General features: G+C 41.8%; 13 protein-coding genes and 4 pseudogenes. 6 read left to right on the plus strand and 11 right to left on the minus strand.

The window, feature by feature from the left end:
* Positions 1-115 precede the first annotated feature (115 nt).
* Positions 116-1,765 carry an ABC1 kinase family protein gene (locus VL20_RS18405; protein WP_052277373.1) on the plus strand — a complete coding sequence of 550 codons (1,650 nt, stop codon included), beginning with the start codon at positions 116-118 and terminating at the stop codon, positions 1,763-1,765.
* Positions 1,766-1,777: 12 nt separating this feature from the next.
* On the opposite strand, the gene VL20_RS18410 is transcribed toward VL20_RS18405, so the two are convergent.
* A complete protein-coding gene (locus tag VL20_RS18410) occupies positions 1,778-2,185 on the minus strand; it encodes a hypothetical protein (protein ID WP_052277374.1) in 408 nt (135 codons plus the stop codon).
* Between the two features lie 348 nt (positions 2,186-2,533).
* On the minus strand, positions 2,534-3,955 hold the full coding sequence (gene glnA / locus VL20_RS18415) for a type I glutamate--ammonia ligase (protein ID WP_052277375.1): 1,422 nt from the start codon (positions 3,953-3,955) through the stop codon (positions 2,534-2,536).
* Between the two features lie 834 nt (positions 3,956-4,789).
* On the opposite strand from glnA, the gene sppA reads away from it, so the two are divergent.
* Positions 4,790-5,611, plus strand: coding sequence for a signal peptide peptidase SppA (gene sppA / locus VL20_RS18420; RefSeq protein WP_002768456.1), 822 nt, complete (start codon positions 4,790-4,792; stop codon positions 5,609-5,611).
* A gap of 68 nt (positions 5,612-5,679) precedes the next feature.
* Positions 5,680-6,081, plus strand: a complete 402-nt coding sequence (aroH, locus tag VL20_RS18425) for a chorismate mutase (RefSeq protein WP_002759969.1) — start codon at positions 5,680-5,682, stop codon at positions 6,079-6,081.
* Positions 6,082-6,097: 16 nt separating this feature from the next.
* Here the strand turns inward: aroH and VL20_RS18430 are convergent, their stop codons facing one another.
* The gene (locus VL20_RS18430; protein ID WP_002759967.1) at positions 6,098-6,991 is read right to left on the minus strand and encodes an alpha/beta fold hydrolase; all 894 of its coding nucleotides are present in this window, start codon (positions 6,989-6,991) and stop codon (positions 6,098-6,100) included.
* A 58-nt stretch (positions 6,992-7,049) separates the two neighbouring features.
* Here VL20_RS18430 and VL20_RS18435 point away from each other — a divergent pair, with 58 nt between their 5' ends.
* Positions 7,050-7,892, plus strand: a complete 843-nt coding sequence (locus tag VL20_RS18435; protein ID WP_052277376.1) for an alpha/beta fold hydrolase — start codon at positions 7,050-7,052, stop codon at positions 7,890-7,892.
* Here the strand turns inward: VL20_RS18435 and VL20_RS18440 are convergent, their stop codons facing one another.
* The 3 genes from VL20_RS18440 to VL20_RS31275 form a co-directional block, all read right to left on the minus strand.
* On the minus strand, positions 7,893-8,726 hold the full coding sequence (locus VL20_RS18440) for a M48 family metallopeptidase (protein ID WP_052277377.1): 834 nt from the start codon (positions 8,724-8,726) through the stop codon (positions 7,893-7,895).
* A 63-nt stretch (positions 8,727-8,789) separates the two neighbouring features.
* The gene (locus tag VL20_RS18445; protein ID WP_052277378.1) at positions 8,790-9,074 is read right to left on the minus strand and encodes a hypothetical protein; all 285 of its coding nucleotides are present in this window, start codon (positions 9,072-9,074) and stop codon (positions 8,790-8,792) included.
* Between the two features lie 312 nt (positions 9,075-9,386).
* On the minus strand, positions 9,387-9,524 hold the full coding sequence (locus VL20_RS31275; RefSeq protein WP_158499367.1) for a hypothetical protein: 138 nt from the start codon (positions 9,522-9,524) through the stop codon (positions 9,387-9,389).
* Between the two features lie 106 nt (positions 9,525-9,630).
* Here VL20_RS31275 and VL20_RS18450 point away from each other — a divergent pair.
* Positions 9,631-10,625 (plus strand): annotated as a pseudogene (locus VL20_RS18450) (LysR family transcriptional regulator).
* 27 nt (positions 10,626-10,652) lie between these two features.
* On the opposite strand, the pseudogene VL20_RS18455 reads toward VL20_RS18450, so the two are convergent.
* Together VL20_RS18455 and VL20_RS32970 are read right to left on the minus strand one after the other, a co-directional pair.
* Positions 10,653-11,719 (minus strand): annotated as a pseudogene (locus VL20_RS18455) (transposase); the annotation flags it as partial.
* A 479-nt stretch (positions 11,720-12,198) separates the two neighbouring features.
* Positions 12,199-12,590, minus strand: a pseudogene (locus VL20_RS32970) (transposase); the annotation flags it as partial.
* A gap of 129 nt (positions 12,591-12,719) precedes the next feature.
* Here VL20_RS32970 and VL20_RS34095 point away from each other — a divergent pair.
* Positions 12,720-12,851 (plus strand): annotated as a pseudogene (locus tag VL20_RS34095) (DUF4276 family protein); the annotation flags it as partial.
* Between the two features lie 59 nt (positions 12,852-12,910).
* On the opposite strand, the gene VL20_RS18465 reads toward VL20_RS34095, so the two are convergent.
* From VL20_RS18465 to VL20_RS18475, 3 genes are all read right to left on the minus strand, one after another.
* Entirely contained in the window at positions 12,911-13,915 is a 1,005-nt protein-coding gene (locus VL20_RS18465) for a hypothetical protein (RefSeq protein WP_052277379.1), read from the minus strand.
* Positions 13,916-14,128: 213 nt separating this feature from the next.
* On the minus strand, positions 14,129-15,151 hold the full coding sequence (locus VL20_RS18470) for a CobW family GTP-binding protein (protein WP_052277380.1): 1,023 nt from the start codon (positions 15,149-15,151) through the stop codon (positions 14,129-14,131).
* Entirely contained in the window at positions 15,151-16,506 is a 1,356-nt protein-coding gene (locus VL20_RS18475; RefSeq protein WP_284525849.1) for a metal-dependent hydrolase family protein, read from the minus strand. Before VL20_RS18475 ends, VL20_RS18470 begins: the two co-directional genes overlap by 1 nt.
* Between the last annotated feature and the right edge of the window lie 2 nt (positions 16,507-16,508).

Consider the following 16,508-nt stretch of genomic DNA (forward strand, 5'->3'; position numbering starts at 1 on the left):
GATGCACCCATCGATAAGTACCTAACTTACCCACTGATAAACTGATAACTGATAACTGATAACTGATAACTGATAACTGATAACTGATAACTGATAACTGATAACTGATAATACTGTGTTCTCACTCCCCCAAACCAGTCAAAGACAAAAAGAAATCCTTGAGATAGTTCTCGGCAACGGTTGGGACTATATGCGCGGGGTTTTAACCCTAGGAAAAACAGAAAATCCCCAGATTCCTACCCCAGAAGTTCTCAAAAAAATCCTCGTGGAATTGGGGCCTTTTTATGTCAAATTGGGACAGTTACTTAGTACCCGTCCCGATCTGCTACCTGCTAATTATATCGAGGCTTTAACTGCCCTACAAGCGCAAGTTCCTCCCGTTGCTTGGACGGATATAGAAATAGTCATCACCGAACAGTTAGCCAAACCGATCGAAGAGGTATTTAAGTATATTAATCCCCAACCGATCGCCGCAGGATCAATCGGGCAAATTCATCGGGCAACTTTATTATCTGGGGAGGAAGTAGCGATTAAAGTCTTGCGTCCTGGAATCGAAAAAATTGTCGCCCAAGATAGTGCCTTAATTAAGGGAATTGCTGATTTAGTTGCCCTAACAGAATTTGGTCAAAGTTATGACGTTGTTAACTTAGCAGAGGAGTTTATTAAAGCAGTCAATGCGGAATTAGATTTCACCCAAGAAGGTCATTATACTGACCAATTACGCTATAATTTAACCCAGAGTCGGTGGTCAGAACCCAAGCAGTTAGTTATTCCTAAAATTTATTGGCACTTAACTAATTCCAAGCTATTAGTGTTAGAATGGTTAGAAGGAAAACAAATTTTAGAGGCTGATGTTTCTAGACCGCCAACTGAGCAAGCAATTTCCCAAAGAAAAAGCGAAATAACTAGGATTTTGTTTCGGTCATTTTTTCAACAAATTTATATTGATGGCTTCTTTCATGCCGATCCTCACCCGGGTAATATTTTCTATCTTGATGATGGTAGAGTGGCTTTAATTGACTGTGGTATGGTGGGCAGATTAGACCCGCAAACTCAACAAATTTTAACAGAATTGTTATTGGCAATTGTTGACTTAGATGCCAAAAGATGCAGTCAACTAACTATTAAACTATCCGAGTCAGTCGTGCCGATTACTTTAGTACAATTAGAGGTGGATTATGAGCGGATGTTGCGAAAATATTATAACCTCAATTTAAATCAAATTAACTTTAGTGAGGTGGTTTATGAACTTTTGCAAATTGCCCGTCGCAATAGAATTAAACTTCCGGGTAATTTAGGTTTATTTGCCAAAAGTCTCGCTAATCTAGAAGGAACTGCCCGAAAATTTAATCCTGATATTAATATCCTGGAGGAAGTCAAACCGCTATTAACTAATATTCTTGAACAACAGTTAATCGGTAGCACTCCCCTACAAACTGCCCTAAGAACAGTTTTAGACTTGAAATCTTTTTCCCTGAAATCTCCCCGTCAAATCGAAGTTTTACTAGATGGTTTAACCTCGGAAACTTTAAATGTTAATCTGAAAATTCGCGACTTAGATAATCTCCGTCGCAGTTTAGATAATTCCGCCAATCGACTAGCTTTTAGTGTGATTATTGGTTCCTTAATTATCGGGGCTGCTATTGTTACGGCCAGCACCCAATCTCGGCAATTAACTATTATTAGTACCGTATTATTTGCTACAGCTAGTTTTATCGGTTTATGGTTAGTTGTCGGTATCCTGCGATCAGGAAGATTGCGCTAGAAATTATCGCCATTAAATTAAGATTTGTTGTTGTAAAAATTTCGCCCACCGACTGGCTAATTCAACTTCAGTAAAGGGAATTCTTTCAGGCGATCGCTCCTTAAAGATAAATTCTAGGCAAGGGGAACCCTGCGGGGGAAGAGCATCTAAATCCACCACTTGATTATTAACTAACAGACGGATTTCTTTGACCTCCTCTAGGGAAAAAGTTTGTAAATTAATCACTCCCTTACGAGTTGGCTTTCCCCAAGTGATAATTTTATCTTTTTGACCTAAGACAGAATATATATCATACTTAGCTCGCTCGAAGTTTTCCGCCCATTGTCGATAGATTTCCACTTTTTGGTATTCATTCCAACCACTCCAAGCCAACCAAATAAATAGAATTAATAAAGGTGTCCACAATAACCCGCGTTCCATAAACTATCGCCCCAAAATACCAGTCAATTAATCGTATTTTATGCTAAGTGGGTGGGTGGAATTAAATATAAGATGAACGGAGGTTGGGTTGAAGCATGAAACCCAACGCCCGCATGGGTTACGCTACCGCTAACCCATCCTACAAATAATTGTGCCTCCCTACTTAATTGGCAGCAAGGGATTATACTAGGGTTTGCGGCAAAAAGTTTTTCGGTGGTGGCAGGGTGTGGGGAAGGAAACCTCTTTCATCTGCGGTGGTGAAAATTTTTTCATCGGGACTGACTTGCTGATGCGGAAAAAAGGGCAGACAAAAGCCTACCCTAGGATTAATAATTAATCAATCAAACCTTAGACATCGTAGTAGAGAGAGAACTCGTAGGGGTGAGGACGTAAGCGCATCGGGTTAACTTCGTTATCGAGTTTGTAGGTGATCCAGTTTTGGATAAAGTCTTCGGTAAAGACACCAGAATCGGTCAAGAAAGCGTGATCTTTTTCGAGACTTTCCAGAGCTGCTTCTAGAGAACCAGGGGTAGAGGGTATTTTTGACAATTCTTCGGGGCTGAGTTCGTAGATATCCACATCGAGAGGTTCCCCTGGTTCGATTTGATTTTTAATTCCATCGATACCCGCACAGAGCATAGCTGCAAAAGCGAGGTAGGGGTTAGAAGTCGCGTCAGGACAACGGAATTCTAAACGTTTAGCTTTTGGGTTGCTTCCCGATAAAGGAATCCGAATCGAAGCGGAGCGATTACCTTGGGAGTAAGCCAGGTTTACAGGGGCCTCAAAACCGGGGACGAGACGCTTGTAAGAGTTGGTGGTGGGGTTAGTTAAAGCTAAGAGTGCGGGAGCGTGTCTAAGCAAACCACCGATGTAGTGCAGTGCCATTTGGCTAAGTCCGGCGTATTTATCCCCAGCGAACAGGGGTTGACCATCTTTCCAGATAGACTGGTGAACGTGCATCCCGGAACCGTTATCACCAAAGATGGGTTTAGGCATAAAGGTGACGGTTTTACCGTATTTCTTCGCCACGTTCTTAATGCAGTATTTGTAGGTCATCAAGTAGTCAGCGGCCCGTACTAGGGTAGAGAATTTAATCCCTAACTCGTTTTGACCACCAGTAGCGACTTCATGGTGATGTTTTTCGATGGGAACTCCGCAGTCGGCCATGGTTAAGAGCATTTCCGTGCGAATATCTTGAGAGGTGTCGGTGGGACTAACGGGGAAATAACCCTGTTTGTAGGCGGGTTTATAGGCAAGATTTCCCTCTTTTTCGTCCTTACCGCTATTCCAACGACCTTCGACACTATCCATATAGTAATAGCCTGCGTTGGCGGTTTGGTCGAAACGAGCGCTATCAAAGAGGAAAAATTCCGCTTCCGGTCCAAAATATACGGTATCACCTAAACCGGTACTGCTAAGATAATCGATCGCTTTCTGAGCAATAGAGCGAGGATCGCGGCTATACCATTCACCAGTTCTCGGTTCTTTGATGCTACAGATCATGCTTAGGGTAGGTTCCTTGTAGAAGGGATCGATCCAAGCAGTGGTAGGATCGGGAACCATGGCCATATCGGATTCGTTAATTGCTTTCCAACCGCGAATACTGGAACCATCGAAGGCAACACCATCGCTGAAAGAGCTTTCATCGATTTGATCGTAGTAGAACGAGCAATGTTGCCAGATACCTGGCATATCAATAAATTTCAGGTCGATAATCTTAATATTGTTGTCCTGAATCATTTTCAAGACTTCTTGTGGCGTTTCGGGCATGGAAAACTCCTTTGACGTATGAATCGGTTCTTAAGCTTCTCAAAAAATCCATCCTAAACAGTCACTTTGACCAGTTTTGTATTTTTCGATACAAAATCTTTGATCCTAGCTTGAAAAAATCTGTAATTTCCTTGTTCAGGTCGGTAATTGCTCCGAATGGCGATTTGCCCATCAGCTTCTACTGCCCCTTGCCCTACTTAGGGTTTGCGGCAAAAAGTTTTTCGTGGGGGTAGGGTGTGGGGTGTGGGGTGTGGGGTGTGGGGTTTTACCGATTTTCAGGTGGTCAATTAGCTAATTTTCAGGGAAAAAGTCCAGGAATTTTCCCCCAATCACTCCAATGGTCGGCACTTTTTGAGGGGAAAAAAGTCTAAAAACCTTGTTGGATAAGGTTTTTAGATTTATTCAGCAAACCCTACTTAGGGTCTGCGGCAAAAAGTTTGTTGGTGGGGTTAGGAGTCAGTAGCCGGTCGTCAGTAGCCGGTCGTTTCAGGCTTTGTTGCCCTTCTTTTTTGTACCAGTTTATCTACTAAGAGAAGGATAATGCAAGTTTTTTGAATGTCCTAATCCTATATTCTGGCACTAACATCGGATTTTAACAGGTCAAAAGCCTTATTTTAAAAGGGTTTTACCATTATTCAGCCAGCCCTAATTAGGGTTTGCTGAATAAATCTTGTTCGAGCTGCCCGGTCATCACCGTCCGGCCCTGGCCGTGAGGATGTCAAACACTTAACCAGACATTTTGTCCTTAAATTCTGAAATATAACGTCTGCTTAACCCGGAACGATCAAAGCGTTAGATTAGAAAGAGTCCTTTTTTGAGAGATATTTAAACCTGATGGTCTGGCCTTTTAAACCGAAAACCCACAAACAAATCGCTCGAATAGAAATTACAGGTGCAATTGCCTCCGATACCCGCAAAAGAGTCTTAAAAGCCCTAGAAATCGTCAAAGAAAGGCAATATCCCGCCCTACTTCTCCGCATTGACTCCCCCGGGGGAACCGTGGGGGATTCCCAAGAAATTTATGAAGCATTGAAGCGGTTACAAAAAAACACGAAAATAATCGCTAGTTTTGGCAATATTTCCGCCTCTGGCGGCGTTTATATCGGTATGGGAGCTAATTATATTATGGCTAACCCCGGCACGATTACTGGCTCGATCGGTGTTATCCTCAGAGGGAACAATCTGGAAAGATTGTTGGATAAGGTGGGAGTTTCGTTTAAAGTGATTAAATCTGGCCCCTATAAAGATATTCTCTCCTTCGATCGAGAATTAACTGATGAAGAAGAAAGAATTCTCCAGGATATGATCGATACCAGTTATCAGCAATTTCTGCAAACCGTCGCCGGAGCGAGAAATTTAGATGTCAATCAGGTGAAAAGTTTTGCCGATGGGCGCATTTTTACCGGCCAACAGGCGTTAGAATTAGGAGTGGTTGATCGCTTGGGAACCGAGGAAGATGCCCGACTTTGGGCGCTAGAATTGGCAGGATTACCCCCAGATAAAACTAAATGTCAGACTATCGAAGAACCGAAACCCCTCCTCAGTCGTCTGACGGGCAATCGTTCCCCAATACCCCTAGGATTACAAAAAACCCTACAGCGCCTAGAATTTGAATTGGAAGTTAACGGACAACTATTGTGGTTATACCGACCCTGATGGCCAGATTAAAGTCGAGAAAAAGGGCGCGTTAACCCCTAAAATTGACTCATCAGGATTAGCGGAGGATGACAATCGTGCAGTGGAAGGTTCGAGCCATTCGGGGAGCAACGACAGTAACGGCTAATACTATTGAAGCTATACGAGAAGCAGTAACAGAACTCCTCGAAGCGATCGAAATCCACAATAGTCTCGATCCCGATGATATTGTTAGTATTATCTTTACGGCAACTCAGGATTTAGACGCGATTTTCCCCGCCGCTATCGCTCGCGAACGTCCCCATTGGCAAAATGTCCCCCTCCTCGATGTGCAACAGATGCACGTCGTTGGTAGTCTGGACAAGTGTATTCGCGTAATTCTCCACGTTAATACTCCCAAACTGCAAAGCGAAATGCAGCACGTCTATCTGCAAGGGGCGAAAAATCTTCGCCCCGATTGGCAGATTTCTCCAGTAACTATTAATCGCTAAAATCTTCGATAACTGACTAAATCCCCATTTCCGACAGCCAACTCAAAATTAATTGATTAACTTTTTCGGGATGTTCATCGTGGGGACAGTGACCAGCTTTGGCAATCGGATAAAATTGGGTATTATTTCCCATTTTAGCTCTTTCTTGGTAAATTACCGAACCGGCGATCGGTGTCCAAGGGTCATCCTCTCCCCAGAGTACCAATAAAGGGCGATCGATTTGCGGTAATAATTCCAGGGGAGAAGGTCCGGGGGGTGCCGTCAACACCGATGCGAACACTCCCCACGCACCCGCATCACAGGAGGGTTGATAGAGAATTTCGACTAATTCCTCGGTAATCGCGGTATGATCCCGATAAACCTGTTTTAAGGTGTTACGGATGCGATTTTTCTGCCTTACCTGTCCAAAAATAAACTTTCCTGTCACGGGAGAACTAACTAAACCGGTAAAGGCAGCCATGATTAAACGCAGCGGCAAATTTAATTCTTCGGGACGATGGTTTAATCCTCCGGCACAGTTAATAATTACTCCTCCAGCAGTGATTTCGGGAGATTCTGCCATCAGCATTAAGGTAATCAGTCCCCCGATGGAATTACCGATAAATACCGCCGGTTTTGCCATTTTTTCTCGCCAAAAGTCTTGTATTTGCCGCAGCCAAAGGTCGAGACTATAATCTAAAGCGGGCTTATCTGTACCCCCAAATCCCAAAAGATCTAGGGCATAGACTTGATAGCCATTTTCCGCTAAAACGGGGATATTTTTGCGCCAATGACCGATAGATGCCCCAAAACCGTGAATTAATACTAGGGGTTGTCCTTCTCCCCGCACAGTGTAGGGGATGGTGTGACCTTGCCATGTCCAAGACAATTGTTCTAAGCTAGTCCCAGTGAGCGGAGATTGTCGTGCCATTGTATGAAGTTTTATTAAGTGATAGGTAAATTATAGAGTAAAAATCAGTCGAGAATTTATGCCACAACGCCAGACTTTTACCAATAACTCGATGGAAATTTCCTATTTACAATGGAGCGATCGAGGTATGCCTCTATTATTATTGCACGGCATGGCGGATCATGCTTTGGTTTGGTCAAGCTTGGGCGATTATTTAAGCTCAAATTATCAAGTTATTGCCCCAGATTTGCGGGGACATGGGGAAAGCGGTAAACCGGCAACCGGTTATCACTTTCAGGATTATATCGGCGATTTAAGGGCTTTAATTAATCATTTAGGTTGGACGCAAGCACATATTTTAGGTCATTCTTGGAGTGCTAAAATAGCGGCAATTTGGGCAACTCAACAGCCGGAAGTATTTAAGAGTTTAATTTTAGTCGATCCCTTTTTTATCGATAAAATGCCTAGTTGGATTAGGATAACTTTTCCAATTCTCTATCAAGTTTTGCCCTTTTTAAAGATTACTCGCTCCTTTGATAGTTATCAGAGCATAGAGGCGATCGCTCGTCAATTAAAACAATATAAAGGTTGGTCAAATCTACAGCAAGAGGTGTTTAAAAATGCCATCGAACAAAAAGCTGATGGCAGTTGGAGCGGTAAATTCACTTTATCGGCACGGGGGGAAATTTTTGAGGATGTCATGGGGTTTGCCGGATTAACTAAAACTTTAGATATTCCCAGTTTATTAATCCTTCCCCAACAGGGATTAAATCGCACTGCTTGGCAAATTCAATCCTACAAAAAGTATTTAACTTCTCTAGAGATTAAAAAAATACCGGGTAATCATTGGGCATTTTTAGGGGAACCTGAAACTTTTAATCAAGCGGTGGCCGAGTTTTTATCCTTTCGGGAAATTGTATGATTAGCGGAGAGAACGAATCTGCAATTGGTAATAATCCCCGTCTAAACCTTGATTCTGCTTGTTATTAACCGAATTAAGCTGTTTTTGCAGTGCCAAAATCCGATCGCCGGTAGCAGGATGGGTGCTGAGAATTGTCGGGGTAGAACCGCCTTGTTGTGCTAATTTTCCCATAAAGGAGATCATGGCCTTGGCTGCATAACCGGCCTCAGCTAGATTGTTTAAACCCAGTCGGTCCGCTTCTAATTCATCCTTGCGACTATTGGGCAGATTATAGGCGAGATTGACTCCCAATTGTACCCAAGTTTTTGTGTCTAATCCCGCCGCGCTCAGAAGTCCTTGGGCGAGGGCAGTATTGCGTAATTGGGTGATAGAATGACGACCGACGATATGGCCGATTTCATGGGCAATCACGCTGGCTAATTCCGCCTCATTATCAGCAGTTTTAATCAATCCCGTGTGTAAATAGACAAATCCGCCCATAGTAGCGAAGGCGTTAATGCTATTGTCGCGCACCACTTGAAAAGTGTAGGGAAGGTCAGGGCGATCGCTAGTTGCCGCTAATCGCTGTCCGATTTCTTGGACATATTGGTTAATTCTGGCATCTTTGGAGAGTTTTACCTTACCTGATTCTAATAAACCCTGATTAATCTGCCTACCGAGGGCGACTTCCTGCTGAGGAGAAATAGTGGCAAGTTGAATAACCTGCACACCGCGAAAAAGTAAATCCATCCACGAGCGCCCGAAACTGGGTTGGGGATTGATCATCCCGATACTCAGGGTGAGCAGCAGCGTAATCAGGGTTAATAGCCAAAAACGGCAGAAAATAGGGCGCATAGACGATTCGATCCCATAAAAACCTCATTCCCATTCTAGACAGTCAATATCACCCTTTGCCTGTTACTGTCCCCGATTGGTTTGATAGACGTAAAAGTTAAATAAATCGAATAAACTGCCAACAAAAGCAAAGGTGACAGCGATGGTTAACATTCCTTGTAGGGGATAACCGTCGCCGAAAATGGTTAAAAATTGCAGTATTTGGCTAAAACCGGTCTGAGAAACCCAAGTAAAGCCAGGGACATGACTGGTGGCCAATAAAGCAGCTAAAATAGAACCTACCAAGAGGACGGGGGCAACAAAACTTAATAGGGTGGAAAATAGCAGCGAACGGAGCAAAGTAAGCATGGGTGCTGATCTCCAGAGAATTAGCGGGCGATCGAACGGGAATAGGAATCTACACTCGCTCCCCTATAGAATATACGTTCATCTCGGCTAGGGGCGGTTTGTTAAAAAATCTTAAAATATCATTAAGATTCTTGGTTAAGAACGATTAAGTGGTAGACAAAAGTCAACCCGATAATTGCTGGGGCAGCCTTTTTCAGTGATCAGTGAGGGGTGGGGAAGTGGGGAAGTGGGGAAGTGGGGAAGTGGAGGAATTTAAACACCCCAAAACCCCAAAACCCCAAAACTCCCCGCAACGCGCACGCAGTGACCACCCTATTTCCTGACTCGGAGACTCGGAGACTCGGAGACTCGGAGACTCGGAGACTCGGAGACTCGGAGACTCCTGATAACTGATAACTGATAACTGGTAACTGATAACTGGTAACTGATAACTGGAACTACCTGAAGCATTGATCCCCGTGGTGTGGTACTGTCAATTCAGTGTATTTATCGGCACTGGCTTAAGATTTGTCGCTATTGTCCTCCCCTTCTCCTGTCGCTGTTTTTGAGGCTTTCTATGACCGACATTCCCTTCACCCTAGACCAACTGAGAATTCTCAAAGCGATCGCTGCCGAAGGAAGCTTTAAACGGGCGGCAGATACCCTGTATGTATCTCAACCGGCGGTCAGTCTTCAGGTACAAAACCTCGAAAAACAGCTAAATGTGCCGTTATTTGACCGGGGCGGTCGGAAAGCCCAATTAACAGAAGCGGGACACCTACTCTTAAGCTACGGCGAAAAAATTATCACTCTCTGTCAAGAAACCTGTCGGGCGATCGAAGATCTACAAAATCTGCAAGGGGAACCCTAATCATCGGTGCTTCCCAAACCACAGGAACCTATCTTCTTCCCCGCATGATCGGGATTTTTCGGCAAAAATACCCAGAAGTATCCGTACAGCTACAAGTTCATTCCACCCGTCGCACCTCTTGGAGCGTTGCTAACGGTCAAGTGGATTTAGCCATTATCGGGGGAGAAGTTCCCGCCGAATTACAAGAAACCCTGCGGATTATCCCCTACGCAGACGATGAACTGGCTTTAGTCCTGCCTATTTTTCATCCTCTGTCTAAGGTAGAAATGATTCAAAAAGAGGATTTATATCGACTAAAATTTATCACCCTCGATTCCCAATCGACGATTCGCAAAGTCATCGACAAGGTTTTAACCCGTTGCGAGATCGATACCAAACGCTTAAAAGTGGAGATGGAACTTAACTCGATCGAGGCGATTAAAAATGCCGTACAATCCGGTTTAGGGGCGGCTTTTGTCTCGGTGACAGCGATCGAAAAAGAACTACAAATGGGAGTTATCCACGCTACCCGAATTAAAGATGTGGAAGTACGACGCACTTTGTCGGTAATTATTAACCCGAATCGCTATCGCTCGAAAGCTGCCGAAGCTTTTACCCTAGAAATACTACCCCAATTCTCCACCTATCCGGAATATCTGGCTGACGACCACAACTTTGAACCGATTCCTAACTCGCAACCCGCCGAAATTATGAGTAAATAGGGTTTGCTGAAAAAGTCGCTCAAAGAATTATGCTATTGAGTGCCAATAATTTGTCGCCCAAGTGATAAGTTTTACTTGAGTAAAATCACTTTTAACATAATTTTTATTAAAGCGTTGGCGGCATCTTAGTTCATGTGTTCGCCGAAAAAGCCCGAAAGACAAAAAAAGCCCAAAAAACTGCCGAAGCAGTCGGGAAAGATTGACAACCAAAAAGGTAAGAGCAATGGACGTTTCTGAAGTTTCAGGTAGTTTTGTCATGCACAGATTTAAACCAAATCTTCTCTTAGCTTGTCCGAATTTCCCTTCTATTGCATTGCGAAAACTCTCGTCCTCTTGAGCTTGTTTTTTTAGTTCAGCGCTTCGATTCTTCGGTGGTCTTCCCAATGGTAATCCACTTAATCTTATTCCTCTTGCTTGGTGCGCGTTCCCTGACGCCGTGCGACGGCGCGGGGGTCGCATCCGCTTCCTTACACCATGCCAAGTTTTCTCTGGTTCGATAAATTTTATCGACATGAACGGATTGCTGGCTAACAACCATAAGTCTCTTTAAAGTTTTCTACTTGCGCTTTCAAATCTTGAGATTCATTAAAGTTTTCCCAAGACAAACGGTGTAAAAATACATAATTATCGACACAAGACACCGAGAGCTTTGCGCCAAATTCCATCGGTTTTCCAGCTTTGCCTCTGACAATAGGACGTACATGAGGTTGACTTAAACTGACAATTCTCTGGTCAACCCTTGTTTTTTTCTCTGACCACATCTCCCGTTGTTGACGAGAGACTTCTTCAATGACTAATAGCAGTTTATATTGTCTTTTACTTAAACAAGTTAAGGAGGCTCCTAATTCAATTAGTTGGTCTATATAACCTAAGTTTCTTTGAATATATCCCAGTTGTTGACCAATGGCTTTCCGTCTTTCTTTTTGAGAGGGACGACGTTTTTTAGCGACTTTTAAATAGTTCTTTCTCGCTATTTTTCGGGAAGTTCTTGGTTTCTTAGTTAACTTTTCTTTGACTTCCCGGTAGAGACAATCTAGGATTTTTTCCGTTCCTTGACGAGCTTGATTGGCTCTTCTGGTTTCTGTGTGGAAACGAGGTCTATACCGATAGAATATCCGCAAAATAGTCCTAAAAGTTTTGCCCAATAAGCACTTCAGGGTTCCATAAGCAAAAATTATCACACAAAGTCGAGAAGAACCCTTGATTTAATAGATCTAAATCTGTGGGATACTTAGGGCTGGCTGAATAAATGTGAAATGTAGGCATGGTAAGGGTTTTGTGGCTTTTCTTGCGAAACAGGTGCAAGATTTTGAGAGAATCGTGCTTCAAAAGCTTGCGTCTTCATCGGCCCGCGTCCTGTAGGGGCGAAGCATTCGGATAGAAAATCTACGGTTTCACCGATAGGTTATTGCCCGAATGCTTCGCCCCTACTTTTTCAGCAGACCCTACTTAATATCAGCGGGCGCACAAGTCGCATCTAATATTAATTTTCCTGCATTGGGCCGCTCACTTTCTTCTCCTCGCTCTTCTGTTCTGGCATCAGATTCTTTGTCATCGAGAATTTCTCGGCCTTTTTTCACCATTTCTTGGTTAATTTTGTTAAGGAGATTTAACTTAATTATTTTCCGAAAATATACCATCATTGAGGCATCAAATGGGGCTTGGGGTTTGATAGTTTGTTAGCCCAAGAAAGTATTTTAGGTAAGGGTTTTCCCTAATTTGTTCGACGGTTTCTCTATCACTTATTCCTAATCTTTCTTGAATAATTAATGCTGCCAATGCTACCCTAAATGGTAAGGCGGGCGCACCCTTGTTTTCGCAGAAGCTTTTTGCGTACTCTTCTTCAAATTTTTCCCAGGGAATTAAGTTGGCCATAATAACCCAACGGTTTTCATCTGATAGTTTTCCGCTCCTCGGGCAGTTCAAATGATTCGGGTTCTGATGGAGTTGCAGTCGAGATACTATACATCTGTACTGAATAAAAAAAAGTGCTTGGCTTTTAGGGTATTTTACCTTTTTTTGTGCCTTTTTTCTCGACTTGATTGAGTCGAAACCTTTTTCCTATCGGCATTTCAGGCTTTTTCAGCAAGCCCTAAATACAGAGAACCAGACCTGCTTAACTCGGCTAAACAAGAATTAACAAAGCTAGTGAAAGAGTATTATGAAGGAACCCACTCTAAACAGATTGCCCCCCATCTTTTCCTAACTGAAAATAAATCCCTTTGACCACTGCTGTTATTGTATGTCTTGAATCCGCAAAAGTCCCTATAATTTAGCCAATAACATTATTTTTCTTTTTCTTCAATTAATCCCGATTCAGTTTTTTTCAGTAAATCTGAGGCAAATCTTTCACTAAATCCCACTAAAAAAGCACAGGAAAAGATAAATAAATCCTGACGGGCTTTGTTGGTTATTAAACTAGAAGAATTTTGATCCTGGGTAATCATAAAATCAATTTTAATCAACGTATTTGAGCTAATTAAACTAAAGATAAAAATACCGAAAATTAGACCAATTAAGGGTCTAAACAAACCAATAAAAAGAGGAATGAGGGGGTCGTCATATTTTTTGTCTGTAAAGTCGATAATTCTGAGTAAAATACTCGCAACACTTCCCAACACTCCTGCTGTTGCCGCATAAACTAAACCATAAAATATATGCCGATTAGGATTTATCGTATCACTCGATGATTTTAACTGTTCTGAATAACTACTAGAAGGAATGGGGGCTGGGGAGTTTGCTTGAGGTAATGGTTTTGAAATAAGTGCCTCCTCTTGAGAGTGTTTCTGGTGTAAATTATCATCAAATATGTAAATTTCTTGAGCAGAAAATTTGAGGGCAATCATAGATAAAAAAGTTGTAATAGATAAACCTAAAAATATTTTGAATGGGACTGATCTTGTAGAATAGATAGAACTAAATCCATTCAAAATATGTCCCCATAAAAAATAGCGACTATTATTAATTTCCTTTTCTAGATTAATTCTGAATTCTCGAATAGCATCAACTCCGACTTTATTAGTTTTTGCCATGAGCAATATATATTTAATTTCCTCTAATAACAAAATCAATTTAGTTGGATCATTGTTAAAAATAAACCAACCAATTTTCCAGCTATTACTTTTTTTATAAATCAAATAATTCAGGTGATGAATCTGTTGAACTAAGTTAGCGATTTCTAGTTGTAATTCAGGCGAAATTATCGGCAAAACCTCTAATAAAACTTCCCTAATATCCGCATTTAAGGCGTTAACATCGTCATTTTTTTTTACTGGAGTGGAAGTTATCATATTTTTTGGGACTTTTTAGATTGATTAATAGAATGAAAAGGCTATCTCTCCAGCTTCCCCTTACTCATCGTCAACCCGTTGCAGGACTTTCTCTAGGATAGGGCGGGTTTTCTAGATTACTAAAATTATAACATCAAGTTCCCCTAGAAGGAGGAGGTTTTAAACCCAGTTTTTTGATAAAATGTTTGACCCTGGATAATTGTGATATATTTGTTACATTTCGTTACTTAAAATAAAATTATCTTTGGTTTGAGTTTTTAAATTTACCTCAAAATCCTCTACTCTTAAACAGCTATCTAATTGCTGCTGTAATATATTTGTATTTATTGCCTCCGTGCTAATTAATACCAATTGGGTAAAGGGTGGATTATTACCCCATTCCTCGCCTATTTCTAAGGTAATTCTCAGCCCCACTTGTTGCAAAATTACTCTTCTATTGGGATGTTCAACAGTAGATAAAATACCCTTGGCTCGCAATACAGTTACGGGTAATTTCCCTAATATTTTTCCTAGGGTTAATAACTGAAAAGGGCGAACACTTTCATAACTCCAAGTATGAAAGTTATCAGAGTGATTAGATTTTAATTGACTAGATACAGAACGAACGGGAAATGAGTCCCTAAATCCTAATAATAAATCTAGGGAAACATCCCCATAACTCCCTTTTAACAAACGCACCCAAGGTGCTATTTTTTGGATAATTTGACTAGCATTAATTTGTGCTTTTTCATCAATCAAATCAATTTTATTGAGAACCACAATATCAGCAGCCGAAATTTGATCAATTAGCAAATCTTGATAGTTAATTTTTCCAGATGGTTCACAAATTTGGGGTAGATAGGTCGCATCAACTAGGGTAATAATGCTTTCCAAGCGAATTATTCTACTTAAAACTGGACGCTTTAGGGTTTGTAACAGGGTATAAGGGTTAGCAATTCCACTGGCTTCAATTAAGATCTGATCTGGACGGAGAGATAGGATTTTGGGAAGGGAATTAACCAGATTATTTTGTAAACTACAACAAACACAACCTCCCTCAAGAGTGATTAGATCATCGTCTCTATTTTTAATTAACATCTGATCAATATTAAGACTGCCAAAATCATTGACCAGTATGCCGAAACGGCGATCACTTTTACCCTTAAGAATGCAGTTAAGTAAAGTAGTTTTACCCGCACCTAAAAAACCCGTCAGCAGTGTTACTGGTGTCTTCCAGAGATTTGATGACAAAACCATTATACTTGTCCTCCCGATGGTTGTTTATAGATGACTCCCCGTTTCATGACAAAATCAACTTTACCAGTAACATTAATATCCTCAAAAGGATTACCCGGCATAGCGATAATATCAGCAAATTTCCCCACCGCTAACGCACCAATATTCGGCTGCATTAATAATTCAGCCGCTACAGTAGTTGCTGCTTTTAAAGCGCGTAAAGGAGTAATACCATTTTGAACCATCGCTGGAAACTCTTTCCAGTTATCTATATGAGGAAAAGTTCCCGCATCAGTACCAAAAGCAATCTTAACGTTACTTTTAGCTAAATTATCAGCACAAGCAATCAGTTGAGAGGCATATTTTTGATATTTAGCGTGTTGCCAAGGAGAACGACTTTTCCAATATTCAGGATTATTGGCATTGCGAGCTTTTTCTAAAACAGTGTATTGAGTTGGTACCAGATAAACTCCTTTCTCTTCCATCAATTGCAAAGTCTCGGAACTCGCAAGATTACCATGTTCAATGGAACGTACCCCCGCGTTAACAGCACGTTGAACCCCTTCCCCTCCATAAGCGTGGGGACAAGCAGAAATACCGAAATCTTTGGCGGTACTAACCAGAATATTCATCTCCTCTTGGGAATAAGTGGTTTGACTCGGATCATCCGTAGGAGAGCTAAAACCCCCTGTAGCACAGAATTTAATCCAATCTGCTCCTGAGCGAATTTCTTCTCGTACTATGCGGATAATTTCTGCTGTTCCGTCTGCTACTTCAAATTTTTCTGGTCTGAACTGAAAAGCAACTAAAGAGGTAAAATCACCATGTCCTCCTTGGGCTGAAATCAGGTGAGGTGCTACCAATAGATCTGGTCCAATAATCCAGCCATTGGCGATCGCTTTTTTGAGATCGACGGTAATAAATTCTGGATCGGGACAACCCACTTCCCTTACAGTAGTAAAACCGTTCATTAACAGTGTTTTCAGAGGATTTAAGCTATAAAGGGTCATTAATGGCACTGTCACCATATAAGGATTTTCTGGAATTGTAGGATCCCCTTCACAGAAGGTGATATGAACATGACAATCAATGAAACCAGGGGTAACGGTGTGTCCTTTTAGTTCAATAATTTGAGCGTTGCTGTGATCAACTGTTGTAGCGATCGCAGTGATATTCCCATTTTCGATGCGAATTTCCGTGGCACCAAGGGGATTATCAGCCAAACCATCCCAATATTGATCGGTTACGATTACATAATTTGGGCTAGTGGAATTAGTACCAGTCATCGTTGTTTCTCCTGTTGTTAATTTTTTCAGCGTTTTTATTAGTCTTGAGCTAGGCGATCGCTTAATATCTCGACTTCCACTGGTTGACATCC

The organism is Microcystis panniformis FACHB-1757, from assembly GCF_001264245.1.
GTDB lineage: Bacteria > Cyanobacteriota > Cyanobacteriia > Cyanobacteriales > Microcystaceae > Microcystis > Microcystis panniformis.